At 65.3% G+C, this 26,781-nt stretch carries 25 protein-coding genes and 1 tRNA gene; 16 read left to right on the top strand and 10 right to left on the bottom strand.

Annotated elements, in window-relative coordinates:
* Positions 1 to 22 precede the first annotated feature (22 nt).
* From IAG39_RS04550 to IAG39_RS04575, 6 genes are all read left to right on the top strand, one after another.
* A complete protein-coding gene (locus IAG39_RS04550) occupies positions 23 to 739 on the top strand; it encodes a response regulator transcription factor (RefSeq protein ID WP_059371339.1) in 717 nt (238 codons plus the stop codon).
* A complete protein-coding gene (locus IAG39_RS04555; RefSeq protein WP_118931370.1) occupies positions 736 to 2,106 on the top strand; it encodes a sensor histidine kinase in 1,371 nt (456 codons plus the stop codon). Before IAG39_RS04550 ends, IAG39_RS04555 begins: the two co-directional genes overlap by 4 nt.
* A gap of 62 nt (positions 2,107 to 2,168) precedes the next feature.
* The gene (locus IAG39_RS04560; protein WP_059371341.1) at positions 2,169 to 2,903 is read left to right on the top strand and encodes a phosphatase PAP2 family protein; all 735 of its coding nucleotides are present in this window, start codon (positions 2,169 to 2,171) and stop codon (positions 2,901 to 2,903) included.
* Between the two features lie 156 nt (positions 2,904 to 3,059).
* Positions 3,060 to 3,788 carry a FadR/GntR family transcriptional regulator gene (locus IAG39_RS04565; protein ID WP_118931369.1) on the top strand — a complete coding sequence of 243 codons (729 nt, stop codon included), beginning with the start codon at positions 3,060 to 3,062 and terminating at the stop codon, positions 3,786 to 3,788.
* A gap of 144 nt (positions 3,789 to 3,932) precedes the next feature.
* The gene (locus IAG39_RS04570; RefSeq protein ID WP_118931368.1) at positions 3,933 to 5,828 is read left to right on the top strand and encodes an LTA synthase family protein; all 1,896 of its coding nucleotides are present in this window, start codon (positions 3,933 to 3,935) and stop codon (positions 5,826 to 5,828) included.
* A gap of 537 nt (positions 5,829 to 6,365) precedes the next feature.
* Positions 6,366 to 7,283, top strand: coding sequence for an acyltransferase (locus IAG39_RS04575; RefSeq protein ID WP_118931434.1), 918 nt, complete (start codon positions 6,366 to 6,368; stop codon positions 7,281 to 7,283).
* On the opposite strand, the gene fahA is transcribed toward IAG39_RS04575, so the two are convergent.
* Entirely contained in the window at positions 7,280 to 8,596 is a 1,317-nt protein-coding gene (gene fahA, locus IAG39_RS04580) for a fumarylacetoacetase (protein ID WP_118931367.1), read from the bottom strand. The genes IAG39_RS04575 and fahA overlap by 4 nt on opposite strands.
* Before the next feature lie 124 nt (positions 8,597 to 8,720).
* Complete coding sequence (hmgA, locus tag IAG39_RS04585; protein WP_088142609.1) at positions 8,721 to 10,019, bottom strand: homogentisate 1,2-dioxygenase; 1,299 nt, start codon at positions 10,017 to 10,019, stop codon at positions 8,721 to 8,723.
* Positions 10,020 to 10,184: 165 nt separating this feature from the next.
* Between hmgA and IAG39_RS04590 the strand changes: the two genes are divergently transcribed.
* On the top strand, positions 10,185 to 11,093 hold the full coding sequence (locus IAG39_RS04590) for a LysR family transcriptional regulator (RefSeq protein ID WP_118931366.1): 909 nt from the start codon (positions 10,185 to 10,187) through the stop codon (positions 11,091 to 11,093).
* A 6-nt stretch (positions 11,094 to 11,099) separates the two neighbouring features.
* On the opposite strand, the gene IAG39_RS04595 is transcribed toward IAG39_RS04590, so the two are convergent.
* The 4 genes from IAG39_RS04595 to mutM all read right to left on the bottom strand — a co-directional run bounded on the left by IAG39_RS04595 (position 11,100) and on the right by mutM (position 15,015).
* Positions 11,100 to 11,294 (bottom strand): DUF2783 domain-containing protein, encoded by a 195-nt coding sequence (locus tag IAG39_RS04595; RefSeq protein ID WP_054451956.1) that lies wholly within the window; start codon positions 11,292 to 11,294, stop codon positions 11,100 to 11,102.
* A gap of 19 nt (positions 11,295 to 11,313) precedes the next feature.
* Positions 11,314 to 12,984 (bottom strand): FAD-dependent oxidoreductase, encoded by a 1,671-nt coding sequence (locus tag IAG39_RS04600; protein WP_118931365.1) that lies wholly within the window; start codon positions 12,982 to 12,984, stop codon positions 11,314 to 11,316.
* Positions 12,985 to 13,094: 110 nt separating this feature from the next.
* Positions 13,095 to 14,048, bottom strand: coding sequence for an MBL fold metallo-hydrolase (locus IAG39_RS04605; protein ID WP_059371348.1), 954 nt, complete (start codon positions 14,046 to 14,048; stop codon positions 13,095 to 13,097).
* Positions 14,049 to 14,187: 139 nt separating this feature from the next.
* Entirely contained in the window at positions 14,188 to 15,015 is an 828-nt protein-coding gene (gene mutM, locus IAG39_RS04610; RefSeq protein ID WP_118931364.1) for a bifunctional DNA-formamidopyrimidine glycosylase/DNA-(apurinic or apyrimidinic site) lyase, read from the bottom strand.
* Here mutM and IAG39_RS04615 point away from each other — a divergent pair.
* The 9 genes from IAG39_RS04615 to ychF all read left to right on the top strand — a co-directional run bounded on the left by IAG39_RS04615 (position 15,014) and on the right by ychF (position 23,084).
* A complete protein-coding gene (locus IAG39_RS04615; protein WP_059371350.1) occupies positions 15,014 to 16,900 on the top strand; it encodes a tetratricopeptide repeat protein in 1,887 nt (628 codons plus the stop codon). The two genes, mutM and IAG39_RS04615, sit on opposite strands and share 2 nt — an antisense overlap.
* 53 nt (positions 16,901 to 16,953) lie before the next feature.
* A complete protein-coding gene (gene lolB, locus IAG39_RS04620; protein WP_059371488.1) occupies positions 16,954 to 17,496 on the top strand; it encodes a lipoprotein insertase outer membrane protein LolB in 543 nt (180 codons plus the stop codon).
* A 76-nt stretch (positions 17,497 to 17,572) separates the two neighbouring features.
* Positions 17,573 to 18,484 carry a 4-(cytidine 5'-diphospho)-2-C-methyl-D-erythritol kinase gene (gene ispE, locus IAG39_RS04625; RefSeq protein WP_118931363.1) on the top strand — a complete coding sequence of 304 codons (912 nt, stop codon included), beginning with the start codon at positions 17,573 to 17,575 and terminating at the stop codon, positions 18,482 to 18,484.
* 1 nt (position 18,485) lies between these two features.
* Positions 18,486 to 18,562 (top strand) — tRNA-Gln (locus IAG39_RS04630).
* Between the two features lie 140 nt (positions 18,563 to 18,702).
* Positions 18,703 to 19,653, top strand: a complete 951-nt coding sequence (locus IAG39_RS04635; protein WP_006227587.1) for a ribose-phosphate pyrophosphokinase — start codon at positions 18,703 to 18,705, stop codon at positions 19,651 to 19,653.
* 148 nt (positions 19,654 to 19,801) lie between these two features.
* Complete coding sequence (locus IAG39_RS04640) at positions 19,802 to 20,416, top strand: 50S ribosomal protein L25/general stress protein Ctc (protein WP_042797362.1); 615 nt, start codon at positions 19,802 to 19,804, stop codon at positions 20,414 to 20,416.
* Between the two features lie 97 nt (positions 20,417 to 20,513).
* On the top strand, positions 20,514 to 21,110 hold the full coding sequence (pth, locus tag IAG39_RS04645; RefSeq protein WP_013396185.1) for an aminoacyl-tRNA hydrolase: 597 nt from the start codon (positions 20,514 to 20,516) through the stop codon (positions 21,108 to 21,110).
* A complete protein-coding gene (locus IAG39_RS04650) occupies positions 21,110 to 21,895 on the top strand; it encodes a type II CAAX prenyl endopeptidase Rce1 family protein (RefSeq protein WP_118931362.1) in 786 nt (261 codons plus the stop codon). Before pth ends, IAG39_RS04650 begins: the two co-directional genes overlap by 1 nt.
* 97 nt (positions 21,896 to 21,992) lie before the next feature.
* The gene (gene ychF / locus IAG39_RS04655) at positions 21,993 to 23,084 is read left to right on the top strand and encodes a redox-regulated ATPase YchF (RefSeq protein ID WP_054451948.1); all 1,092 of its coding nucleotides are present in this window, start codon (positions 21,993 to 21,995) and stop codon (positions 23,082 to 23,084) included.
* A gap of 226 nt (positions 23,085 to 23,310) precedes the next feature.
* Here ychF and IAG39_RS04660 read toward each other — a convergent pair whose 3' ends face one another.
* The 4 genes from IAG39_RS04660 to IAG39_RS04675 all read right to left on the bottom strand — a co-directional run bounded on the left by IAG39_RS04660 (position 23,311) and on the right by IAG39_RS04675 (position 26,647).
* On the bottom strand, positions 23,311 to 23,688 hold the full coding sequence (locus tag IAG39_RS04660; protein ID WP_118931361.1) for a ligand-binding protein SH3: 378 nt from the start codon (positions 23,686 to 23,688) through the stop codon (positions 23,311 to 23,313).
* Between the two features lie 40 nt (positions 23,689 to 23,728).
* Positions 23,729 to 24,484, bottom strand: coding sequence for a sulfite exporter TauE/SafE family protein (locus tag IAG39_RS04665; RefSeq protein ID WP_118931360.1), 756 nt, complete (start codon positions 24,482 to 24,484; stop codon positions 23,729 to 23,731).
* Positions 24,485 to 24,601: 117 nt separating this feature from the next.
* Positions 24,602 to 25,045, bottom strand: a complete 444-nt coding sequence (locus tag IAG39_RS04670) for a MarR family winged helix-turn-helix transcriptional regulator (protein WP_059371354.1) — start codon at positions 25,043 to 25,045, stop codon at positions 24,602 to 24,604.
* 3 nt (positions 25,046 to 25,048) lie between these two features.
* Positions 25,049 to 26,647, bottom strand: a complete 1,599-nt coding sequence (locus IAG39_RS04675; RefSeq protein WP_118931359.1) for an MDR family MFS transporter — start codon at positions 26,645 to 26,647, stop codon at positions 25,049 to 25,051.
* Positions 26,648 to 26,781 lie beyond the last annotated feature (134 nt).

Here is a 26,781-nt window from a genome sequence, read left to right on the forward strand (position 1 = left end):
CGCACGAAAGGGAATCGCAACCATGGCAACCAGTCCCGCGGCGGGCGCGAATTGCAGGGTATTGATCGTCGAGGATGATCCGGTGATCTCCGGCAACCTGTACACCTTCCTGGAAGCGCGCGGCTTCCTGCCCGATGCCGCCTATTCGGGGCCGGCCGCGCTGGAGCGGCTGAGGGAGCAGCGCTTCGATGCCCTGATCCTGGACATCGGCCTGCCGGGCATGGACGGCAACGCCGTGTTGCATACGCTGCGCAACGACATGCGCGCCGACGTTCCGGTGCTGATGCTGACGGCGCGTGACAGCCTGGAAGACAAACTGGTCGGGTTCTCGCATGGCGCTGATGATTATCTGACCAAACCTTTTGCGCTGCTTGAGGTCGAGGCGCGCCTGATTGCGCTGATCCAGCGCTCCAAGGGGGCGACGGTGGATTCGGTGCGGGCTTTCGGCCCGCTGTCCTACGACACCCGCAACCGCGCGGTGTCGGTCAACGGCACTCCCGTGCATCTCACGCGCAAGGCCGGCCTCATCATCGAAGCGCTGTTGCGCGATCCTGGCAGGGTGGTCTCGCGCGAGGAGCTGGAGTCCATGCTGTGGGGCAACGAACCGCCTTCCTCGGACGCGCTGCGCAGCCAGGTGCACCTGTTGCGCCGCGCCTTGGCCGATGCCGGCTTCGATGGCATCGAAACCATACATGGGACCGGCTGGCGCCTGACGCTGGAAGCTGGAGCGGCCAGATGAGCGGCATTTCCGCGGCGTCGGTCGGGGGTACGCTAACCCAGCGGGTGGTGTGGGCGCTGACCGGAACCGTGGCGTTGTTCGTGACGGCGCTGGCCCTGCTGGCCTACCTGACTTTCGACCAGATGGAAGACGACCTGGTCAACGACATTCTGAATACGGAAATGGACCGGCTGGTGCAGCATGCGCAGGTCAGCGACGGTTTTCTGCCCCGTGAAGGCGTGCGCGAACTGGGCGGCTCCATGCGCGCCTGGGTCAGCGTGGACGGCAAGCGGCCCACTGGCATGCCCCAGGAAATCGATGCCCTGGACAGCGGCCTGCATCTGGTCGAACCGGGCGCCTACACCTGGCATGTGATGGTGGCCGAAACGGCGCGGGGCAAGGTGTACCTGCTTTACGACGCCACCGAGAACGAAGGGCGGGTTCACGACTTCGGCCTGATCGTGCTGGGCGTGGGCGCCATTTGCGTGGTGGGCGCCTATGCGCTGTCGCGGCGCGTGGCCGCCATCGCGGTCGGGCCGCTGCTGGACCTGACCGACCGGCTGGCCACTTGGGCGCCTGGCGCGCCCGATATGGCGGTGACGCGCGACGATGAGGCGGGGCGACTGATAGAGGCCTTCAACCGGGTGCAGAACCAGGTGGACAGGTCGATTGCGCGCGAGCGCGAATTCGCGGGCAATCTCAGCCACGAGGTGCGCACGCCCTTGGCCGCGATCCGCTCGGATAGCGAGTTGATGCTGCTGACCCAGGTATTGACCCCGGACCAGCGCCAGCGGCTGACCCGCGTGGTGGACAACGTGGACGATGTGATCGTGTCGCTGGAGAGCGCACGCTCCATGGCGCGGGATGAGCTGCGCCCGGCGGAGTCCGTCGACCTCAGCGAATGCATGGACAACGCCTGGCGCGGCTACGAAGCCCAGGCAGGGTTGGCTGGGCTTGGTTTCGAAAACCGGATCGCCGCCGGTCAGGTTCGCATGCTGGATCGCTATGCCTTGCTGACCGTGTTGCGCAACCTGATCCGCAACGCGGTGGAGCACGCCGCGCCGGCGACGCTGACCGCGAGCGTGACCGCCGACGGCGCGCTGGAGCTGCGCGACGATGGCAAGGGCATTGCCGCCGACGACTTGCCTTTCCTGTTCCGCCGCTATTACAGCGGCCGCATGCGGGATTCCGGCGCGGGCAGCCCCGACGAAACGGCGCGCGGGCTGGGGCTGGCGATCGCCAAGCGCGTCTGCGACATGCAGGGCTGGTCGCTGACGGTCGATTCTTCGCGGCAAGGCGAGCAGCGCGGAACCTGTTTCACGCTGCGTTTCGAGGCCGATGAGGGACACGCGATGGCGGCGGCCGGCGGGGCGCAAGGTCAAATTTGACGAAAGTTTGACTGTCGGCGGCCTAAGCTGCCCGTTTGCCTGACGGACCTCCTGTCGCCACCATGCCGCCCCTATCGCCGCCCGCGTTGCGCAAGCCGACGCCGGCCTCGTATCTGTTGAGCCATGTCTTTGCGATCACGCTTGCGCTGGCCTGCCTGGCATGGTGGGCCAATGTCTCGGGCTTGGATATGCGAATCGCTCGAGCGCTGTTCGATCCGGCGCTGGACGATTTTCCGCTGCGCCTGAACCGTTGGCTGGATCTGATCGGGCATCGCATGGTGCTGGCCCTGCCTATCGGGATAGGACTGGCCGCGGTGGGCGTGGCGGCGGCAAGCTATCGCATTCCGGCCTGGCGGCCATGGCGCGGACCGGCGCTGGCGCTGGCGGCAACCTGCCTGACGGGGCAGGTGCTGGTGAATCAACTGAAGCACTACACGACGCTGCCCCGTCCTTATGATCTGGACTCCCTGGGCGGCTATACCCCTTACCCGTCGTTCTGGTGGACCTGGGTGCGGGCTGCGGGGGGCGGCGCTTTACCCAGCGGTCATGCTGGCGCGGGCTATTCGATGTTGACCCTGTATTTCGTGGGCTGGGCGCTGGGGCGTCCGGCGTGGCGCTGGTGGGGGCTGGCAGCGGGTATCGCGGGGGGAGTGGGTTTTTCCACGGTGCGTATCCTGCAAGGCGCCCATTTTCTCAGCCAGACGCTTTGGTCCGCTACCTTGATGTGGTTCCTGGCGGCCCTGTTTTTCTATCCCCTCATCGTGGCCCGTCCCGCCGCCGCGGGCTTGAACCGTTAGTCGCGGGATGCCCGGGTCGGTTGGTACGGGCGAAACATCGGCGCGCTGCGCGTCGCTGGCGCCATTCTGGCGCGCGGGCCTGATACCCGGCCCAAAGTACAATGGGCAGCGACGCTCGGTCCCGGGCCGCGCTCAACCGCTTTCGGATCCTTGCCAATGAATGTTCCCGCCGATACTCCCGTCACGCCGCGGCGTCGTCCCCGGAACCTGGCTCAGGGGCTGGTCGAGAGCATCACGGAGCGTATCCGTGGCGGGGACATCAGGCCCGGCGACAAGTTGCCGACGGAATCCGAGATCATGCGCCAGTTCGGCGTCAGCCGTACGGTGGTGCGGGAGGCCCTGTCCCGGCTGCAGGCATCGGGCCTGGTCGAGACGCATCATGGCGTGGGGACGTATGCGCTGGAGCCTAGCGGCGGCGGGGATTTCCGCGTGGATCCCGCCGACATCGCCACGGTGTGCGACGTGCTGGTGTTGCTGGAGCTGCGTATCTGCCTGGAAAGCGAGGCTGCCGGCCTGGCCGCGGCCAGGCGCAGCCCGGAGCAGCTGCATGAGATGAGGCGCGCACTGGAAGCCTTCAAGAGCGCACTGGAGAACGACGGCGACACCGTCACGCCGGATTTCCAGTTCCATCTGCTGGTCGCGCAAGCCACGGACAACCGTTACTTCGCGGACCTGATGTCGCATCTGGGTTCGGCCATCATTCCGCGCACCCGGATCAATTCGGCGAAGTTTGCGCACGAGGATCGTGCCGCCTATCTGGCGCGGGTGAACCTCGAGCACGAAGACATCTACGGCGCGATCCAGCGCCAGGACGCTGAAGCCGCGCGCGCAGCCATGCGCACGCATCTGAGCAACAGCCGCGAACGGCTGCGGCGCGCGCAGTAAGCGCGGCCGAAGGCTCGTCCCAAACCGCGTTAACCTTTGCGCGTTTTCAAACTTCGAACCACGAGGCGGCATGGCTCTGCTCGGCATATACAGCGGCATTCTTTCATCTGAACAGGCGTTGCGACGCCAGGGGAGGGTGTACGCATGCGCCGTCTGACTCTGCGGTTCATCATTGCGGTCCTGGCGCTGCTGACGCTGTCGCGGCTGGCGCTGGCCTTCTGGATGTGGGACCGGGTGGAGGCGGCAGGCGGGCTGGGGCCGTTGCTGCTGGGCGGCCTGCGCATCGACGTCTGCCTGATGTCCATGGTGATCGCGCTGCCGGCGGTGTTTTCGCCCTGGTTCGGCCATCGGCCGCTGGCCGCCCGCATCACCGCCTGGTGGTTCCGTGTCTGGTGGATGCTGTATGTGCTGCTGGAGGTCTCCACGCCGCAGTTCATCGCGGAATACGACACGCGGCCCAACCGGCTCTATTTCATCTATCTGCTCAATCCGAAGGAAGTCGGTTCGATGCTGTGGCAGGGCTACAAGGGCGTGCTGCTGGCGGCCTTTGTCGTGTTGGCGCTGGCGGCCTGGCTGTCGGTCCGCCTGTTTCCCACCCGCGCCCGCGATCCGTTCATGTCGTGGTGGAAGCGGCCGCTGGCGTCGTTCGTGATCCTGGCGCTGGTGTTCCTGGGCGCGCGCGGCACGCTGGAGCATCGTCCGATCAATCCGGCCAAGGTCGCCTACAGTTCCGACGCCATGGTCAATGCGCTGGCGCTGAATTCGCTGTATAGCGTGTTCGACGCCGCCTACCGCATGCGCGATGAGCGTTCGTCGGCAGCGATGTATCCCAAGATGGCGGTGGACAAAATGAATGCCATCGTGCGCGAGAAGGCCGGGCTGACGGGCGCGCCGCTGGACGCGCGGTATCCCAGCTTGCATGAGCAGAAGGCGATGGCGCGCCGGGATAAGCCGTTGAACCTGGTGATCATCCTGCAGGAAAGCCTGGGCGCGCAGTATGTGGGCAGCCTGGGCGGCCGTGATCTCACGCCCAACATCGACCGGCTGGGCAAGGAGGGCTGGATGTTCCACCGCGCCTACGCGACGGGCACGCGCTCGGTGCGGGGCATCGAGGCGGTCACGGCGGGCTTCCTGCCCAGCGTGGCTGACGCGGTGGTGAAGCTGCCGCGTTCGCAGACGGGTTTCTTCACGCTGGCGCAGGTGCTGGGCAAGCATGGCTACCATTCGCGCTTCGTGTACGGGGGCGAGTCGCACTTCGACAATATGCGGGCCTTTTTCCTGGGTAACGGCTTTAACGAAATCGTGGACCGTCCCAAGTTCGTGAATCCAGTGTTCGAAGGGTCGTGGGGCGCCTCGGACGAGGACATGTTCAACCAGGTGGACCGGCTGCTGCGGGCGGATGGCGACAAGCCGGTGTTCACGCTGGCATTCTCGGTGTCGAATCATTCGCCGTGGGAGTATCCGGAAGGGCGCATCAAGCCGGTGGGAGATCCGGCCACGGTGGATAACACGGTGCGTTACGCGGACTGGGCGCTGGGGCAGTTCTTCGACAAGGCGCGCAAGGCGCCGTACTGGGACAACACGGTCTTCCTGGTGATCGCGGATCACGATTCGCGCGTCTATGGCTCCATTCCGGTGCCGGTGCGGCATTTCCAGATTCCCGCGCTGATTCTGGGGGCGGGGATTGCGCCTCGGCAGGATGAACGGTTGGTCAGCCAGATCGACATGGCGCCTACCATGTTGTCCTTGATGGGACTGGACAACGTGAATCCCATGCTGGGCGTGGATCTGACGCAGCGGGATCCGAATCGGGCGATGATGCAGTACGCGGATAATTTCGGCTATCTGCAGGGGGATCAGTTGCTGGTGCTGGAGCCTTCGAAGGCGCCGCGGCAGTTCAGGTATGAGGCGGCGCCTGTGGGGCGGGATGAGGTTTATGCGCCGGTGGAGCCTTTGGATCCTCGGCTCTCGGAAGAGGCCTTGGCGCATGCTTTGTGGGCTAGTTGGGCGTATCGGGAAGAGCGGTATCGGTTGCCTTGATGGTGGCGCTTTATGCGGGATGATGCTGGTTCTTAAGACGCTTGGGGCGTCGGGGGGCTGGGGTGCGCGGGGCAACGATTGCGGTCCGGAGCCTTCGCTCCGGACTTCCCCTGCGTCATCCTCGTACGCCTTCGGCTCCCTACGGATTCCCTTGGGCTTATCGACGCCCCGCGCGCCCCAGGCCCCCAACGCCCCAAGCTTCGGTGTTTGAAACTTCACGGTCGCAGGGACGGGTGGTGTGCTTGGCATGCTTGCCGCGGGCGGCGGGGCGGTGGAAGATCTTGCGGTGCCCGCTCGATTAAGCCGCCCGGGCGGCCCAATCGAGCATACGCGGCGTCTTGCGCTGTGTTGTTTTGGGTGGTGGGACTGTGCGCTGATCGCTGACCGCGGCTTGATTCTGCGCAAGTCGGATTTTTTGTGAAGGTAGGAAACTGGCGCATGACTTTTCCTGAATCGTCTTCCGGGGCAGGCCGTGCTGCGGCTGCCCAATCAAACAAATCTAGTATTCGCGTGCCGCCGCGCCGCCGCGTGCTGCCGTTGCCGCGCGGGCGTTTCGCCTGGGTGACGGGTGTGATCAGTACCGTTTGGCTGGCGCTCAACACGGTGTTCTGGTGCCTGCTTCTGTTTCCGCTGGCCTTGTTGAAGCTGCTGCTGCCGTTCGCGGCGGTCAGGCGGGGGATCGATCCCGTGCTCAACGGTATCGCCACGGCCTGGGTGTCCTGCAACGCCGGATGGCTGGCGCGGATCCAGGATGTGTCCTGGGATGTGCAGGGCAATGACGGACTGCGCTATGCGGACTGGTATCTGGTGAATTGCAATCATCAGTCCTGGGTGGATATCTTCGTGTTGCAGCAGTCGCTGAACCGGCGTATTCCGTTGCTGAAGTTCTTCCTGAAGCAGCAACTGATCTATGTGCCGGTGATCGGGCTGGCGTGGTGGGCGCTGGATTTTCCGTTCATGAAGCGCCACGGCAAGGCGGCGTTGCGCCGCAATCCGGATCTGGGGCGGCAGGATCAGGAGACCGCGCGGCGGGCCTGCGCGAAGTTTTCACTGGTGCCGACCAGCGTGATGGTGTTCGCTGAAGGGACGCGTTTCAGTCCTGCCAAGCGCGATGCGCAGGGATCGCCGTACCGGCATCTGCTCAAGCCCAAGGCGGGCGGGCTGGCGGTGGCGTTGAATGCGATGGGCAAGCGTTTCCGCTCGATGATAGACGTGACGATTGCCTATCCGGAGGGCGCGCCCAGCTTTTGGGATCTGGCCTGCGGCCGTGCGGGGCGGGTGCTGGTGCGCATGCGGCAGTTGCCGGTGCCGCCGGAGTTCTGCGAAGGCAACTACTCCGGCGACAAGGCGTTCCGCACGACCTTCCACCACTGGCTGGGCCAGCAGTGGCGGGCCAAGGACGACGAGATCGAGGCGTTGACGGCGCCCGCCTGGGCAGGCGCCGGCGCGGATTAGGCGCGGGCGGGCAGCACCGTGCCGGAGCAGGCGCCGAAGCCGATGCGCGGATAGCCCGCCTTCACGCATTCGGCGCGGATGATGACCTGGTCGCCATCCTGCAGGAAGGTGCGCTTTTCGCCCCAGGGCAGGTCGATCGGGTTCTTGCCGCCGTTGCTCAGTTCCAGCAGCGAGCCGGCTTCCGAGGGTTGCGGGCCGGACAGGGTGCCGGTGCCCAGCATGTCGCCCGGTTGCAGGTTGCAGCCGTTGACGGTGTGATGCGTGATCAGCTGCGCCACGTTCCAGTAGGCATCGCGGAAGTTGCTGCGCGACAGGAAGGCGGGCGGCTGCTTGTCGGCGCGCGATTTCTCGGTGGTCAGCAACACTTCCATCTGCACGTCGAAGGCGCCCTTGGCGCGGTTGGCGTCGGATGCCAGGTAGGGCAGGGGCTGCGGTTCGGACGGGCCGCGCATCCACTGCGTGCGGAACGGCTCCAGCGCTTCCATGGTGACGACCCAGGGCGAGATCGTGGAGGCGAAGTTCTTGGCCAGGAAGGGGCCCAGGGGCTGGTATTCCCAGGCCTGGATGTCGCGCGCCGACCAGTCGTTCAGGATGCACAGGCCGAACACGTGCGATTCGGCGTCGGCCAGGGGGATGCGGTCGCCCTGGGCGTTGCCCGTACCGACGAAGATGCCCAGTTCCAGTTCGTAGTCCAGGCGGGCGCAGGGGCCGAATTGCGGCGCTTCGCCTTCATTGGCGGGACGAGTCTGGCCGACGGGGCGGGGGAATTTCTGGTCCACGCCGATGCTGGAGGCGCGGCCGTGATAGCCGATGGGCACCCACTTGTAGTTCGGCAGCAAGGGGTTGTCGGGGCGGAATTGCTTGCCCACGGCGGTGGCGTGGTGCACCGAGATATAGAAGTCGGTGTAGTCGCCGATGCGGGCGGGCGTGGTGTATTCGGCGTCGGCTTGCGCAACCAGCAGCGGCTCGACCGTGGCGCGCAGGGCAGCGCCTTCGCGCAGCGCGCGCGACAGCGCCAGGCGCAGGGCGCTCCAGTGGGCCTGGCCCAGGGCCATCAGGGCGTTCAGGCTGTCCGTGGCGCACGCGGCCAAGGCCTCGGCTGCCAGCCCTTCGAAGGGCTGTTTGGCGGCCAGCGCGGCCAGGTCCATGATCTGGTCGCCGATGGCCACGCCGGGGCGGAACGGCTCCGTCGTGCCCTTGCGGCGGAAGGTGGCGTAGGGCAGGTTCTGCACCGGGAAATCCGACTCGCCGGTGTTGGCGCTGGCGATCCAGCTCTTCAGGGACGGGTCGTGGGTTTCGTTGATGGTGGTCATGGCTGCGTGTCTCTTTCAGTGTGGTTATGCGGTGGCCGGGCGCCAGGCGCCGGAAATTACAAATGCCAAACGGCGATGAGCTTGCGCTCATCGCCGCGGGCGTGGAAAGCAGGAGGTCTGCGCGTCACGCCTTGCTGGGGTCGAAATGCTTGGCGATGCCCTGCCAGCACCGGTAGTAGTCGCCCTGCAATTCTACCGAGGCCAGCGCCTGTTCCGTGGGGCGGATGACGCGCCGCGTCTCGAACATGAACGCCATCGTGTCACGGATGTAGTGGGCTTTGCTGGTGTCGGCGTGGGAGGCCTTTTCGAAGGTCTCGGCGTCGGGGCCGTGGCCGCTCATGCAGTTGTGCAGGCTGGCGCCGCCCGGCGCGAAGCCGTCGGCCTTGGCGTCGTAGACGCCCTGGATCAGGCCCATGAATTCGCTGGCGATGTTGCGGTGGAACCAGGGCGGACGGAAGGTGTTTTCCATGGCCAGGATGCGCGGCGGGAAGATCGCGAAATCCATGTTGGCCGTTCCCGGGGTGTCCGACGGCGCGGTCAGCACGGTGAAGATCGAGGGGTCCGGATGGTCGTAGCTGATGGAGCCGACGGTGTTGAAGTTGCGCAGGTCGTACTTGTACGGCGCGTGCGTGCCGTGCCAGGCCACCACGTTCAACGGCGAATGGTCGATGGATGCGCGCCAGAAGCCGCCCGTGAACTTGGCGATGAGTTCGAAGTCGCCTTCGAGGTCTTCGTACCAGGCCACCGGGGTCTTGAAGTCGCGGGCATTGGCCAGGCAGTTCGAGCCGATGGGGCCCAGCTCCGGCAGACGCATGGCCGCGCCGAAGTTCTCCAGCATGTAGCCGCGCGCGCTGCCGTCCAGCAGTTCGACGCGGAAGCGCACGCCGCGCGGGATGACCGCGATTTCCAGGGGCTCCAGGTCGATCAGGCCCAGTTCCGTGGCCAGGCGCAGGCGGCCTTCCTGCGGCACCAGCAGCAGTTCGCCGTCGGCGTTGTAGAAGTAGCGTCCTTGCATCGAGCGGTTGGCCGCGTACAGGTGGATGCCTACGCCGCTCAGTTCGTCGGGGCCGCCGTTGCCGCCCCAGGTCTTCACGCCTTCCAGGAAGTCGGTGGGGGCGGCGGGAATCGGCAGCGGGCTCCAGCGTAGCTGGTTGGGCGTGACGGGTCCCTGGCCGAAGGTGCTTTGCCAGCCGGCGGCGCCGTCAAAGGCCTCGAACGGCTTGTGTTGGGCGCCGGGGCGGATGCGGTAGAGCCAGGAGCGGCGGTTTTCGCTGCGCGGCGCGGTGAAGGCGGTGCCGGACAGCTGCTCGGCGTACAGGCCATAGGGGCATTGCTGCGGCGAGTTGCGGCCCAGCGGCAGCGCGCCGGGCAGGGCTTCGGTGGCGCAACTGTTGCCGAAGCCGGTCTGGTATTGCAGTTCCATGGATTCCTCCTGAGCGGCGGCGCGGTGCTTGGCCGCGCGGCCTGGTGCGGGTGGCTCGTCCGGAAGGGGTCCGGAGCCCATATGGCATTGTCGGAAAAAATCCCCGCTACGGCTATGGGAATGTAAAAATAGAGACTATAAATTTTGTGAATAGTAGGGGGGTGTATGGCCGAGCTGCGCGATGTCGATCTGAACCTGCTGCTGTTGTTCCAGCATCTGCTGGAGGACCGCAATCTTTCGGCCGTGGCGCGGCGCATGGACCTGTCGCAACCGGCTGTCAGCAACGCGCTGCGCCGCTTGCGCGAAGCATTCGGCGACGATCTGTTCGTGCGCACGGCGCAGGGCATGCTGCCCACGCCGCGCGCGCAACGCCTGGCGGGGCCGGTCAGCGAGGCGTTGACCATGTTGTCGCAGGCTCTGAAGGACCAGGATGTCTTTGATGCCGCCACCAGCACGCGCCGCTTCCGGGTGGCGATGACGGACGTGGGCGAGATTCACTTCATGCCACGCCTGATGGAAGTCTGCGTGCAGGTGGCGCCGCTGGTGCGTATCGACTCCGTGCGGGTGCAGGGACCGGACCTGCCGCGGGAAATGGAGGCCGGGCGGGTGGATCTGGCGATCGGCGCCTTCGATGAAATGGGGGCGGGTACGCTGCAGCGCATGCTGTTCCGCCAGGGCTATGCGACCTTGTTCCGGCAGGCGCATCCGACGGCGCACGCCGGCATGAGCCTCAAGGCCTTCCGGGCCGAACGCCACCTCATCGTGTCGCGCGCGGCGCCTTATGGACAGGTCAATCAGTCCATGGAACGCGCCGGCGTCGAACTGGCTGAGCACTTCAGCGTGCCGCATTTTTCGGCCGTGCCCTATATCGTCAGCGCGACCGACCTGCTGGCGACCGTGCCCGAAAAACTTGCCGCCAGCGCCGCGCCGCCGTTCGGCCTGCGCTACATCACGCCGCCGATAAGAGTGCCGGCGCTGCAGACCAATATGTACTGGCAGCGCCGGGTGGACCGGGATGGCGGCAACCAGTGGCTGCGCGCGTTGATCGTCAATACGTTCGCGGTCGGGGCGTGATCGGAACTACGGCGCCACCGACGCCCGCGCCTGGCGCAGCGCCTCGCGCAGCACTTCCATGTCGCCCAGGTGGTTGGCCAGCAGCAGGATCAGCGCCGCATTGAGCTCCTGGCTCTGCTCGTTGGTGAGGTCGCGGTGGGTCTCGATCAGCGCTTCGTAGAAGTCGTCCGGCGAGACCAGGTTGGTTTCGGTAATCAGCATGATGGAGTCATCTCGAAGTTCAGGCGCGGCCCGTGGCGCGGCTGACGGCCGCGGTGACGGCGCCGGGGGCGAAAGCGCGCCAGCGGGCGGTGATGTGCTGGTCGGGGCGGATCAGGTAAGCCGTGCCGGCTTGCGCGTCATAGCGCTTGCCCAGGCAGCCTTCGCGGTCCGTGACGCAAGCCAGTTCCTTGGGCAGCGCGGACAGGTCGCATTGCGGGCTGGCGACCAGCACGGCCTTCACCGGCACGGGCGCCATGCGCAGGGCCTGCAGGGCGATCAGCGTCTCGCGGTCGGGCAGGGAGTCGCCACAGAAGAGCGCCAGCACGAATTCGCCGTCCAGCTGCGCCAGCCACCAATCCTGCGCGTTCACGGGGGCGTCCAGAGCGACCGCGCCCGGCACCATGCGGCCGCTGAAGGCGTCGGTGTCCGGCGTGTTCAGCGGTGAACCGGCGTAGGTCGCGGGCAGCGACAGGCGGCCGCTGTTGACCAGCGAGCGCGCGAACGGATGGGTCTTGGCCAGGTTCAGCACCGCGTTGCGGAAGTTGCGGCTGATGTCGCTCTTGGGCGTGATGAAGTCGGTGGCGCGCGAGGAGTTCAGGATGTTCTCGTCGGCGGCGTATTCGCGCTCGACGGCGTAGCTGTCGATCAGCGTCTCGGGCGCCTGGCCGGCTAGCACCAGCTTCAGTTTCCAGGCCAGGTTCTCCGCGTCCTGCACGCCGCTGTTGGCGCCGCGGGCGCCGAACGGCGATACGCGGTGCGCGGAGTCGCCGGCGAAGACGACACGGCCGTGGCGGAACTTGTCCATGCGTTCGCACGCGAAGGTATAGACGCTGACCCATTCCAGCTCGAAGCGCGCGTCGGGGCCCAGCAGTGCGCGGATGCGCGGCAGCACGTTTTCAGGCTTGACGGCCTCGACCGGGTCGGCGTTCCAGCCCAGCTGGAAGTCGATGCGCCAGACATTGTCGGGCTGGCGATGCAGCAGCACGGACTGGTTGGGATGGAAGGGCGGGTCGAACCAGAACCAGCGCTCGGTCGGGAAGTCTGCCTGCATCTTGACGTCGGCGATGAGGAAGCGGTCGCGGAAGATGCGGCCATGGCTTTCCTGGCCGATCAGCTTGCGCACCGGCGAACGCGCGCCGTCGCAGGCGATCAACCAGTCGGCATGCAAGGCATACGCGCCGTCCGGGGTCTCCACGTTCAGGACCACGCCGTCATCGCGCTGTTCCAGGCCGACAACTTTGTTCTTCCAGCGCAGATCGATATTGGGTTCCTGGCGCGCCTGCTCGTACAGATAGCCTTCGGCGTAGTACTGCTGCAGGTTGATGAACGCCGGGCGGCGGTGGCCGGGTTCGGGCAGCAGGTCGAAGCGCCAGACTTCCTGCTCGCGGAAAAAGACCTTGCCCACGTTCCAGGACACGCCCTTGTCGATCATGCGCTGACCCACGCCCAGGCGGTCCCAGATCTCCAGCGTGCGCTTGGAGAAGCAGATGGCGCGGGAGCCGGTCGACAGGCGGAAGTCGTCGTCCAGCACCACCACGCGCACGCCCTGGCGCGCCAGGTCCAGCGCCGTGGTCAGGCCGACCGGGCCGGCTCCCACCACCACCACCTGATGGCGCGCCAGCTCGCTGGCGGCCTGGTCGGCGTGTTTTTCATAGGCGAATTCCATCGCCTGAAAGTCGATGTCTCCCACGGTTGTCTCCTGTGTGGGTCATATTGTTTTTATGTCGCGAAGCCGCGCGCCGCCTTGCGGCGCGCGATTACGGTTGCTGCTTGGATGGGCCGTTGGCGGCCCGGCGGGGATCAGCCTTCCAGCTGTGCCCACATTTCCAGGTCGCGCTTGTCGGTCCAGATGCGCGGGTGGGTGTAGCCGGTGGCTTCGTCATAGGCGCGCGACACGTCGAACGGCATGCAGTGGTCGAAGATCACCCAGTCGCTGTAGCGCGGCTTCATGAAGTCGTAGACCTCGCGGTAGATGGTCTTCAGGTCCTTGCCTTCGGCCACGCCGCGGTTCACCGCGCCGTACAGGTCGGTCAGGAAGGCGCGCGTGCCGGCCAGGCCCTGACGCACTTCAGTGGCGTTCTTCAAGGCGGGGCCGCGTCCCGGCACCATCTTCTCGGCTTCGAAGCTCGACAGCGCGTCCAGCGTGCTGGGCCAGTCGCGGAAGTAGGCGTCGCCGCAGTAGGGGGTGGACTGGTATTCGACCAGGTCGCCGGCGAACAGGATCTTCTGCTCGGGCAGCCAGGCGATGGTGTCGCCCTTGGTGTGGCCGCGACCCACTTGCAGCAGCTTGACTTCCAGGTTGCCCAGGTTGACGGTCATTTCGCCCTTGAACGTCATCGTCGGCCAGACCAGGCCAGGCGGAATCGATTCGGCGTTACGGAACAGGCGGGGGAAACGGCCGATCTCGCTGGCCTTGTCCTGTTCGCCGCGTTCGGCGATCAGGTCGTAGGTGTCGCGGCTGGCCAGGATTTCCTGGGCGTTGTAGGCCGACGCGCCGAACACGCGCACGGCGTGATAGTGCGACAGCAGGATGTACTTGATGGGCTTGTCCGTGACTTCGCGGATGCGGCGGATCACGTCTTGCGCCATGACCGGGGTGGCCTGGGTGTCGACCACCATGACGGCCTCGTCGCCGATGATCACGCCCGTGTTGGGGTCGCCTTCGGCCGTGTAGGCATAGGCGTTGTCGGACAGTTTTTCGAACGAGACGACCTTGTCGTCCAGGTCGGCGTGCGAGGCGAATTGCTTGCTCATGGAGGCTCCTTCCACTTTTATAGGAATAGGGTGTGTGGAAGGAATATAGCCCGGCGTTAGTTTTCGTGCAATACGTTTGCTATAAACAAATGGTCTTGTTTTTACAGGGATTTCCCGCGGATTTCAGCGGTGTCAGCGGTCAATTCCTTTGGCATTTCGGGCAATAGTAGGTGGCACGCTGCCCTTGGACGATGCGCCGTATCGGGATGGCGCAGACCCGGCAGGGCTGACCCTCGCGTTCGTAGACGGCGGCGTGGATCTCGAAGTAGGCGCCCGGCTCGCCGGTGGCCCCGACATAGTCGCGCAGCGTGCTGCCGCCCGAGGTCAGGGCATCGGCCAGGGTGGCGCGCACCATCTCGGCCAGGCGTTCGCAGCGGGCCGGCGACAGCTTGTTGGCCGGCGTCTTGGGATTGATGCGGGCGCGGAACAGGCTTTCCGACGCATAGATATTGCCCACGCCCACCACCGCCATGCCGGCAAGCAGCACCTGCTTGATGGCAGCGCCGTGGTTCTTGAAGTGGCGGTGCAGCCAGGCGCCGTCGAAGCGCGGGTCGAAGGGTTCGATGCCCAGCTTGGCCAGCAGGGGATGGGCCTCTATGGGGCCGTCGGATTCGGGGTGCCACAGCACCGCGCCGAAGCGCCGCGGGTCGTGCAGGCGCAGTACCGCTTGCTCGAAGACCCATTCGACATGGTCGTGCTTGCGCAGGAATTCGCCGGGCGCGACGCTGCGCAGCGACCCCGACATGCCCAGATGCACGATCTGGGTGCCGTGTTCGAACCGCAGCAGCAGGTACTTGCCGCGGCGCGCGCATTCCAGCACGGCGCGGCCGGCGACCTGCGCTGGCAGATCCTGCGGGATCGGCCAGCGCATGCGGGATTCATGGATGACCAGCCGCGTCAGCGTCCGGCCGGTGATGACGGCGTCGATTCCCCGACGCGTGGTTTCGACTTCAGGCAGTTCCGGCATGAGCCAGTGTAAGATCATTAATTGCGTGTACGAAGATTGTGCCATCAACCGGACGGGCCGCGTGAAGTCGTCTTTCAAACCTATAAATATCGGGATCGCCGCGCTAGCGCTTGCGCTGGCAGCAATATTGACCCCGCCGGCCCAGGCCGCCGACAGCCGGACGCGCGATGCGACCGGGCCCAGGATGGCGCCCCAGAGCCGCCACCCTGAAACCGAAGTCATCCGGCTGCGCCCCGGGCAGTTGCCCTATGTCTCGCTGACCGCGGACATCTTTTATCGCGTGCTCGCGTCCGAGATCGCCGCGCAGCGCGGTATGTACGGTTCCGCGGCGACCACCATGCTGGGCCTGGCGCGGGATACCGGTGATCCACGCCTGGCCCGCCGCGCCCTGGAATTCCAGTTGGCCGGCGGTAACCTGCCGGGCGCGTTGGACGCGGCCCGGGTCTGGGCGCGCCTGTCTCCCAATGACGTCGAGGCCAGTTCCACCGAGCTGGCGCTGGCCGCGGCCAACGGCCAGACCAAGGGTCTGTCGCAGGCCTTGCGCAACCGCATCGATTCCTCGCGCGACAAGCCGGCCGCCATTGGCCAGGCGCTGGCCGTGCTGAGCCGGTTGAACGACCGCCGCCTGGCCTTGCGCATCCTGGATGAATCGTTGAGCGACAACGTGCGCAAGCTGCCGGCCGCGCACTTGGCGTTGGCGGATGTGGCTTCCGCCTCTGGCGACTACACCCGCGCCGCGCAGGAGTCCCGAGCGGCCCTGGCGGCGGATCCCAAGTCGGAGCCCGCGGCTCTGCGCGTGCTGGAGTACGGCTACAAGGTGGACCCGCAGCGCGCGCAGACCGAGGCGCGCGCCTACATCGCCCGCAACCCCAACTCCCGCAAGGTGCGCCTGATGCTGGCCGGCCAGTTGGCCGACAGCGGCGACTACAACGGCGCGTTGTCTGAATTGCAGGCCATGTCGCGCCGTTCCCCGGAAGATTTCGACCTCCTGTTCATGCAGGCGCAACTGGCCTACAAGGCCGGGCAACTGCCGCAGGCCAAGAACCTGCTGCAGCAGTACCTGGACGTGCAGCAGCAGCGCCAGCGCGCTACCGTGCCGGGCGCGACCGACGCCGGCGCCGCCGCGGCCGATGCCCATGTGCTGCTGGCCCGCATCGCCGAAGACCAGGGGCAATACGACGACGCCATTGCCGAATTGGGCCGCATCGACGATCCGACGCTGCGCTACTCGGTGCGCATGCGCCAGGCTGCCTTGCGCGCCAAGAGCGGCCGCGTGGACGACGCGCTCGCCATGATCGACGCCGCCGGTCCCCAGGACGAGGAAGAGCGCACGCTGGGCGTGCTGACCAAGGCCCAGATCCTGCGCGACGCCGACCGCGTGCAGCAGGCGGTGTCAGTGTTGGAAGCGGCCGATCAGGCGCTCCCCGACACGGTCGAGATCAAATACGAACTGGCCATGCTGTACGAGCGCCAGAACCGCCTGGCTGACCTGGAACGCATGCTGCGGCAGGTCATCGCGCTGGACCCGGATCATGCGCATGCCTATAACGCGCTGGGCTACACCCTGGCCGACCACAACCAGCGCCTGCCCGAGGCCCTGGATCTGATTACGCAAGCGCTGGAGCTTGCGCCCAACGATCCGTTCATCCTCGACAGCATGGGCTGGGTCAAGTACCGCATGGGCGATTCGGCGGCCGCCGCCGACTACCTGCGGCGCGCCTACAGCGTGCGTCCGGAAGCCGACATTGCCGCCCACTTGGCTGAAGTCCTCTGGACCCAGGGCAAGCGCGACCAAGCCGTCGAATTGCTGCGCGCCGCGGTGTCCAAGGATCCCAAGAACAAGACCGTTCAGGACGTTGCCAAGCGCCTGGGGATCAGCCTGTGACCGCAGTGTTTCAACGTGCGCTCGGCGCCGCCGCGCCGCTGCGCTGGTTCCTGATGGCGATGCTGGCGGCGACGCTGGCCGCCTGCACCACGCCCAAGCCGATTGAAGGCGCCAGCGCCGACGCGTTTTCGCGTATCGGCCGCTTCGCCATCACCGTCAACGAGGAAAGCGGCAAGCAGAACGCCGTGCAGGGCGGCTTCTCGTGGTCTGACGATGGCCGCCACTATGTGCTGGACTTGACCAATCCCCTGGGCTCGACCGAGGCGCGGGTGGAAGGACGGCCCGGCGCGGCCAGTCTGACCAAGGCCGACGGCACCCGTCTGGTTGCCGACAACCCCGATGCCCTGGCTGCGGAAGCGCTGGGCAGCAGCATGCCCGTGTCCGGGCTGCGCGACTGGTTGCGCGGTAAGCTGGCCGCCACGCCCGAAGCGACCGAAGTGTCGCGCGATGAACTGGGCCGCCCGGCGGCTTTCGAGCAGGGCGGCTGGCGCGCGCGGCTCTCGCGCTACGACACGCTAGGTCCCCAATTGCTGGTGCTGGAACGCCTGGAGCCGGGCCGGCGCATCATGCTGCGCCTGGTCGTCAATCAGCCTTGAATAGCGGGCCGTCGTGGCCCGGAATCAGCGGTCGCCCGGTAAAATCGGGCGACCGCTTTTTTTTGTTCGTTCAGCCGTGACTCTCTACGACGTACCCGCTCCCGCCAAGCTCAATCTGTTCCTGCACGTCGTAGGCCGGCGCGCCGACGGTTATCACCTGCTGCAGACCGCCTTCCGCTTTATCGACCTGTGCGACACCTTGCATTTCGATGTGCGCGCCGATGGCGTCATCAGCCGCGCCCAGGAACTGCCGGGCGTGCCGGAAGAACTGGACCTGACCCTGCGCGCCGCGCATGCGCTCAAGCGGGCCACGGGCACGAAGCAGGGCGTGCAGATCGGACTGGAAAAACGCATACCGCAAGGTGGAGGGTTGGGCGGAGGCTCGAGCGATGCCGCCTCGGTGCTGATTGCGCTGAACAGGTTGTGGGGCACCGGGCTGTCGCGGCGCGAACTCATGGCGCTTGCGCTGCCGCTGGGCGCCGATGTACCCGTATTCGTCTTCGGCCAGTCCGCATTTGCCCAGGGCGTCGGCGAAGACCTGACGGCGGTGACGCTGCCGGATTGCGCGTATCTGGTGGCGCAGCCGGACGCCAGCGTGCCCACGCCACGAATATTTTCCGCACCCGATTTGACAAGGGATTCTTCTTCCATCACAATAGCGGTCTTTCTTGCTTCGCCTAATTCCCGCTTCGGCAGGAATGATTTGGAGCCGGTGGTCTACCGTCTTTACCCAGAAGTGCTTGGGGCATCGCGGTGGCTTGCTGAACAGGGAGTCCTTCGTGGAAACCCAGTTCGCATGTCGGGATCTGGTGCGTGTTTATTCGCCGAATTTTCCGAACTCTCCGAAGCCGTTTTGGCAGAAGCAGAAATATCCGCTATAATGCGCGGCGCTGATAAAACATTCAGCCAAACGCATCCACGGTTTCGGTTAGTGCAGGCATGTACTGGGTTAGCTGAACATCCGTTGCGGAATTGGATTGCAAGATAGTTGGGGAGTCGCCAAGCTGGTTAAGGCACCGGATTTTGATTCCGGCATGCGAAGGTTCGAATCCTTCCTCCCCAGCCAACCGAATACATAAAAAAGCTGTTGAACACGCCTGTAAGACACTGGCCCGGGTTCAGCAGCTTTTTTATTTTCCGGGTCCGCTGGTGCATCACCTCGCATCACCTCGTTAGTGTCTTAAAACGACCATCGCATCATCCATCATGGCAAACGATAGCTTCATGATTTTCACGGGCACCGCCAACACTCGGCTGGCCGTGGACGTAGTCAACCACCTCGATATGTCCCTGGGCAAGATGACCGTCGGTCGCTTCTCGGACGGCGAAGTGATGGTCGAGATCAACGAGAATGTGCGCGGCAAGGACGTGTTCGTCCTGCAGCCCACCTGTGCTCCCACCAACGACAACCTGATGGAAATCATGGTGATGGTCGATGCCCTGCGCCGCGCTTCCGCTGGCCGCATCACCGCCGCCATTCCCTATTTCGGCTATGCCCGCCAGGACCGCCGCCCGCGCTCGGCGCGCGTGGCCATCTCGGCGAAGGTCGTGGCCAACATGCTGCAAGTGGCTGGCGTCGACCGCGTCCTGACGATGGACCTGCACGCTGACCAGATCCAGGGTTTCTTCGATATCCCCGTGGACAACATCTACGCGGGTCCGATCCTGCTGGGCGACATCTGGCGCCGCAATTTCTCGAACCTGGTCGTCGTGTCCCCGGACATCGGCGGCGTGGTGCGGGCCCGCGCGCTGGCCAAGCAGCTGGAAGCCGATCTGGCCATCATCGACAAGCGCCGTCCGCGCGCCAACGTGTCGGAAGTGATGAACATCATCGGTGAAGTCGACGGCCGCACCTGCATCATCATGGACGACATGGTCGACACCGCCGGCACGCTGTGCAAGGCGGCGCAGGCCCTGAAGGACCGCGGCGCCGGCGCCGTTTACGCCTATTGCACGCACCCCGTGCTGTCGGGCGGCGCCATCGACCGCATCGAAGCGTCGGAACTGGACGAACTGGTCGTCACCGACACCATTCCGCTCTCCGAGCAAGGCCAGGCCAGCGGCAAGATCCGCCAGCTGTCGTGCGCCGCGCTGCTGGGCGAGACCATCCTGCGTATCTCGAACGCGGAATCGGTCAGCTCGCTGTTCGTCGATTAAGACGCAGCGTCCCCTCGGACGGGTAGTCCGGGTACAGAGTTTTGCGCCTTGCTGGTCGCGGCAAGGGGCAACCAACACGGCGCGCATTTCGCGTGCCGTGCACTAATCGGCGAAGCCTCTTCGCCATTTATTGTTTTTGGAGTTTTCCATGAAATTCAATGCCACTGCGCGTAGCGTCCAGGGTTCGAGTGCGAGCCGCCGCCTGCGCCGCGCGGGCCGCGTTCCCGCCATCGTTTATGGCGGTACGGCTGCCCCCCTGAACATCGAACTCGACCACAACGAGATCTACCACGCCCTGCGCAAGGAAGAATTCCACGCGTCGATCCTGCAAATGGCGCTGGAAGGCGCAGCCAAGGAAGAGCAAGTCCTGCTGCGTTCGGTTCAATGGCACGCCTACAAGCCGCAAGTCCTGCACGTGGACTTCCAGCGCGTGGACGCCAACCAGGCCCTGCACACCAAGGTCCCGTTCCACTTCATCAACGCTGAAGTCTCGCCGGCCGTGAAGCTGGGCGGCGCCATCATCAGCCACGTCCTGACCGAACTGGAAATCACCTGCCTGCCGGCAGCGCTGCCTCAGTTCATCGAAGTGGACCTGAAGGATCTGCTGCCTGGCGCTTCGGTCCACCTGGCCGACATCAAGCTGCCCAAGGGCGTGACGTACGTGCCCCACGGCGGTGACGCCAACCCGCTGCTGGCCGCCACGGCCGTGGTCAAGGGCGGCGCTGCCGCCGACGAAGGCGCTGCCGAAGCTCCGGCCGCCTAAGTTCCGCCGGAAAGCCTGCGGGCTTTCCCCGGCTGGTACCCGAAACCCTGCGTGTGCATTTGCATGCGCAGGGTTTTTTGGTTTAAACACCCCCATCATGTCTACTCCTATACGCCTCATCGTCGGCCTGGGTAATCCCGGCCCCGACTACGAAACGACCCGGCATAACGCCGGCTTCTGGCTGGCCGACCATCTGGCGGACGACTTGCGCGCTTCTTTTGCGCTGGAGAAGTCCTTTTTCGGCATGGTGGCCAAGTCCCGCCTGGGCGCCGACAACGTGCTGCTGTTAAAGCCCAATACCTACATGAATCGTTCCGGCCAGGCGGTCGGCGCGTTGGCCCGCTTCTACAAGCTGACGCCGGAGCAGGTGCTGGTGCTGCACGACGAACTGGACTTGATGCCGGGGCAGGTGAAATTGAAACAGGGCGGCGGCCACGCTGGCCACAATGGCTTGAAGGACATCCAGGCGGCCTTGGGCAGCCCCAACTTCTGGCGCCTGCGCATCGGCATCGGCCATCCCCGCACGCTGGGCCTGGCCCAGCAGGTGGCGGACTTCGTGCTGCATCCCCCGCGCCGCGAGGAACAGAAAGAGATCGAAGCGGTCATCGACCGGTGCCGCGCCGTGGTGCCAGCCATGCTGGCTGGCGATTTCCCGCTGGCGACACGCCAACTCCATAGCGGCAACGAGGCCTGATGACGGACCAGCGGCAATCGGCTTCAGTGTCTGGCGGAAAGCTGCGCTTTCGCAGCGAAGTCGCGGATTTCTGGCGCTTCATCCGCCATCCGCATCCGGCTTCGCGCCTGCCGGGGCGTGCTGCCGCGAGCGGCCTCGTGGCCGACTGGTGGCCGGGCATGGGGCCGGGTCGACTGCTGGCCTGGGCCGCGCTGCTGTGGGCCGTGAACCTGTTTGCATTGGGGCCTGTAGCCGTGGCCGCGGCCGGGCTGGGCGGCGTCACGCACCGGCTCGATCCCGCCAACATCCCCTGGCTGACCGCGGTGATCTGGGCGCCGTTGGTCGAAGAAATGTTGTTCCGCTATGGTCTGCGCCGCCCCAAGCAGACACTGTGGCTGATTCCGGCGATGGTGCCCGTGGTGCTATGGGGCCCCAAGGTCTGGACCGCTCTGCTGCTGGCCGCATTTGTCATCCTGGCATGCTGGGGCGCGCGTCAGCGCGCCGAACCGCTGCAAGGCTGGGATACGACCTGGCGGCGCTACTACTTGAAGCACTACGGCCTGGTGTTCCACCTGGTCGCGCTGACCTTCGCGGCGGTGCACCTGACCAACTTCGTCTACAGCAAGACGCCTTACTGGCTGTTGCCCCTGCTGGTGCTGCCACAGTGGCTCACGGGCCTCGTGCTGGGCTGGATGCGCGTGCGCCGCGGCATCGGCGCCGCCATATTGCTGCATTCCGCTTTCAATGCCGGCCCCATTTTGATGATCTGGATCATCATGCGCTGGGTTCCCGCCGCCGCAGCCTAACCGGGGCCGCAACGGCGGTCCGGCCGGCGGGGCTTGAGCGCCCAGCCGGGGTAAACTAGAACGTTAACGATCAATACCGTACTTACACAGGATTCCCATGGCTCTGCAATGCGGCATCGTCGGCCTGCCCAACGTAGGCAAATCGACCCTCTTCAACGCTCTGACCCGCGCCGGCATCGCCGCCGAAAACTATCCGTTCTGCACCATCGAACCCAACGTCGGTGTGGTCGAAGTGCCGGATCAGCGTCTGCAGAAGCTGGCTGAAATCGTCAAACCCGAACGCATCCTGTCCGCCACCGTCGAATTCGTCGACATCGCTGGCCTGGTGGCCGGCGCGAGCAAGGGCGAAGGCCTGGGCAACCAGTTCCTCTCGCATATCCGCGAAACCGACGCCATCGTCAACGTGGTGCGCTGCTTCGAAGATCCCAACGTGATCCACGTGGCCGGCAAGGTCGATCCCATCGCCGACATCGAAGTCATCGAAACCGAACTGGCCCTGGCCGACCTGCAGACCGCCGAAAAGGCGCTGCAACGCCACCAGAAGACGGCGCGTTCGGGCGACAAGGAATCGCAGCGCATCGTGGCCGTGCTGGAAAAGTGCGTGGCCCAGCTGAACGAAGCCAAGCCGATCCGCGCGCTGGACCTGTCCACCGAGGAAAAGGCCGACATCGCCCAGCTCTGCTTCATCACCGCCAAGCGCGCGATGTACGTGGGCAACGTGGCCGACGACGGCTTCACCAACAATCCGCTGCTCGACCGCCTGACCGAATTCGCCGCCGCGCGCAATGCGCCGGTGGTCGCCATCTGCGCCGCGATCGAATCCGAAATCGTCGACCTCGACGACGCCGACCGCCAGGCCTTCCTGTCGGATATGGGCATGGAAGAGCCCGGCCTGAACCGCCTGATCCGCGCCGCCTTCAAGCTGCTGGGCCTGCAGACCTACTTCACCGCCGGCGTGAAGGAAGTGCGCGCCTGGACCGTGCCGATCGGCGCCACCGCGCCCCAGGCCGCCGGCGTCATCCACACCGACTTCGAACGCGGCTTCATCCGCGCCCAGACCATTTCCTACGACGACTACATCACTTACAAGGGTGAGCAGGGCGCCAAGGAAGCGGGCAAGATGCGCGCGGAAGGCAAGGAATACATTGTGCAGGATGGGGACGTGATGAACTTCTTGTTCAACGTCTAAGCGAAACCGCACATTCCGAGAAGCGCCCCAAAGATTGGACCCTGGTCCGATCTTTGGGGTGTTTTTCATGGTGAGGCGTCAAGAGCAATGCGCGCCGCTTCAGGAAGGGCTTTGCGAGAACGGCATGAGGGACGAGAAATGATCGGTCGCGGCGAATAGGCTGGCTATTCGCCGCAAATCATGCGGTGAATAGCGGGATGACTGGCAGCGACCGGGTTGGACCGCATCAGCAGATGGTGTGATCGCACAGACGCAGGTTTTCAAGCGGCACCCAGCCCGCCTCTTCACCAATAAGCCTGACCACCCACACCCATCCATTCAATTCGCGTTCTCCGCGCAGTATTTCGCCTTGCGCGACATCCAGTTCCTTGTTGGTGAAATCCTCCAGCATTGTCGCGCTGCCGTCGGCGTGGCGGTCCAGGAATTGCGCCGGCACGAAGCCGGCTTGCTGGTCTGCTGGCGTGCACAGATACCAGTCGGGCCAGCCCTCCGGGCCATCGTACCGTTCGCCGACGGCGACGCGATCGCCCTTGCGCACCAGCATGGGGTTGGGGAACTCGCTGGCGTGGGCCTGGACGACGAGGTAGCGGCGGTCGGGCTTCATGGGCATTGTTGGGTCCGTATTGCTGCGGGTACGGACGGAACTATGCCATGCGCTCCAGCAGCCGCGGCACCGCCGAGGCCAGCAACGCGACTCCGGAAGCCGTCAGCAGGCCCAGCACGATCTGCCGGAAGCGCGCCTCGCTGACGCCTATGTAAAGCTTGGCGCCCAGCAGCACCGGCACCAGCATGGCGGCGGCGACGATGGCGAACATGGGCAACATGGCGCGCGTGACGATGCCGCTGGCCAAGTACGTGCCCATGGTCACCAGCAGCATGGACAGGTTGAAGTTCTGGATGATGGCGCGTTGCGCGTCTTTGTCGAATCCGCGCAGAGTGCACCACAAGGTGGGCAGCGTGCCCGTGAAGCCGCCGATGCCGCCCAGCACGCCGCCAGCCATGCCGACGGCCGCGTCGGCGGCGCGCCCGCCTGCGGTGATCTTCGGGAGATTCTTGGCCAACAACATGGCGGGGCACCAGATCACGAGCAGGATGCCGAGTATGGTCTTGAACCAATCCATGTCCAGGCGCGGCAGCAACGCCACGCCCAGCGGAATGCCGAACAGGCCGCCGATCACGAAGGGCAGCAATCGTCGCAGATCGAAGCCGCGGCGCACGGTGATGGCGGCGAGGATCTGTCCGACCAGGGCGCCGAATACCGCGAGCGTCGCAGCCAGGCGCGGGTCCAACACCCAGGCCCAGAACGACATCGCCACCAGGCCGAAGGCAAAGCCTGACAGACCTTGCACGAAGCCCGCGATGACCGCGCCCAGGGTCACCACCAAATACACGGAATCCATTGCCGCCTCTTTGTTTTTATGTCGGGAAACGGCTTGTATTCTGGATGATCCTGATGGCTCGCGAATCGCGTTTTGCTATGGGCCGATACCGCGCTTCTTATGGCGGCGCAGTGGGTTCTAGTTCGGCGTCTTATCCGCCGCCCGCAGGAAGTTCGCCTCCAGCACGCTCAGCACGCGATTCAACGTATCGATATCCGCGGCCGACAACCCCTTGAGCGATTCTTCGAAGAAGGCCGCCCGCTTGGGCAAGGCTTCGTCCACCACGGCCTGGCCGGCCGGCGTGAGGCTGGCGTTGGTCAGACGGTTGTCCTGCGGATCCACTGCGCGCGCGATCCAGCCCAGCTTCTGCATGGCCTGCAGCTGCCGTGTGAGCGATGCCGGATCGAGCCGGCAGCGTTCGGCCAGATGCTTCTGCGAACATTGGCCGCACTCATGCAGCGCCAGCAGGATGCGCCAGCGGGGCAGGGCGTGGCCAACCGTGCTGCTGAACGCGCTCTGCATGCCGCGGTAGGCCTGTCCCATGTGCTGGATGACCTGCAAGCCTTGTTGTTGTTTGGGCAAAAGCTATTCTCCGACGCCGGCCGGCTCTGGTTTGGAGGGGCGGATCAACTGGACCGGCGGCACGCGCCGCACGCACCAGAGCGCGAACACCGCAACCGCCAGGGCAATGAGCTGCCCTTCGTGGATGGCGCCGACGAGCGCGACGCGCGCGATCTCGATCAGCGAGGTTCCGTCCTGGCCTTGATGCGCCAATTGTGCCAGGAACTGCGTCTGGGCCGCGGGATTGACCAGCATCTGGGGATCGTTCAGCTCGGGCAGCCAGCGCGCGGAAGCGCCGCGCAGCGTGGATTCGACGCCGCTGAAATAGCTGTGGCTGACCATGGTGCCGACGATCGCCGTGCCCAGCATGCCGCCTATCATGCGCAGGGACTGCAGCAGCGCGGTGGCGATGCCCAGGTGGCTGCGGCCGGCGGTCTGCTGCGCGAAGACCGTCAGGTTGGGCATGATGAAGCCCATGCCCAGCCCAGCCATCAACATGTATGCGGCGATGAGCGCATGTGACGTATAGCTATGGGTGGTAACAATGCCCAGACACGAGAGCGCCATCAGGATGAAACCCGCGTACAGCATGCGGTTGGGATTGCGGATGCGGGTGATGATGCGGCCGTTGACGATGCTGCCCACGGTGATGAAAACCACCATCGGCGTGATCAGCAGTCCGGCGTCCTGGGGCGACAGCCCGAAGCCGCCCTGTAGCAGCAGTGGCGCGTAGAACAGCAGCGAGTACATGGTCACGCCCACCAGCAGGGCCAGCGTGAAGAGCATGGCCAGACCGCGATTGCGGAACATATCCAGGGGCAGTAGCGGGTGCGGGCAGCGCCGTTCCCACCAGAACAGCAGGGCGAAGGCCGCCGCGCTGCCCACACCCAGCAGCATGATGGATGCGCTCAGTCCTTCCTTGGGCAGCAGCTCGACCAGTAGCTGCAGGCTGCCCAGCGCCAGCGCGATGAGCAGCGCGCCCTGCCAGTCCAGCCGCACGCGGCTGGTCGTGTGGTTGCGCAGGTGCGGCAGATGGCGTCCGACGAACCAGAGGCCGAGTATGCCGATGGGCAGGTTGACGTAGAACACCGAGCGCCAGCCGTAGTGCTCGGTCAGCGCGCCGCCCAGGGTCGGGCCGATGGCATTGGCGATGCCGAAGGCGGAACTGAGCATGACCTGCCAGCGCAACCGCACGTGGGGATCGGGAAACAGGTCGGGGATGGATGCGAACGCCGTGCCTACCAGCATGCCGCCGCCTATGCCTTGCAGCGCCCGCGCCAGGACCAGCGTGAACATGCTGTCGGCCGCACCGCATAGCGCCGAGGCCAGGGTGAACAGCACGATGGCCGCCACCACGAATGGTTTGCGCCCGTAGTAGTCGCCCAGGCGGCCGAAGATGGGCACGGTGATGACGGAGGTAAGCAGGTAAGACGTCGCTACCCATGCATACAGTTCGAAGCCCTTGAGTTCGGCCACAATGGTCGGAAGCGCGGTGCCGACCACGGTCTGATCGATGGCGACCATCATCATGACGAAGCACATGCCCAGCATGGCAAGCAAGGTTTGGCGGAAAGGAAGCACCTGGCCGGGCGAGTGAGGGGTGCCTGTAGCGGGGGCGGACATTGTTGGATCTATCAATGATTGATGTATCAATCATTCTAGCCCTACAATCCGCGAGACAGAAAGTTGTCAGGTCCGAGGCCGGATTTCGACGCACGGCATCGATGCCGATAGTGTTGATTTTGTGTTGCCTCGCC

It is taken from the genome of Achromobacter xylosoxidans (assembly GCF_014490035.1).
GTDB lineage: Bacteria > Pseudomonadota > Gammaproteobacteria > Burkholderiales > Burkholderiaceae_B > Achromobacter > Achromobacter bronchisepticus_A.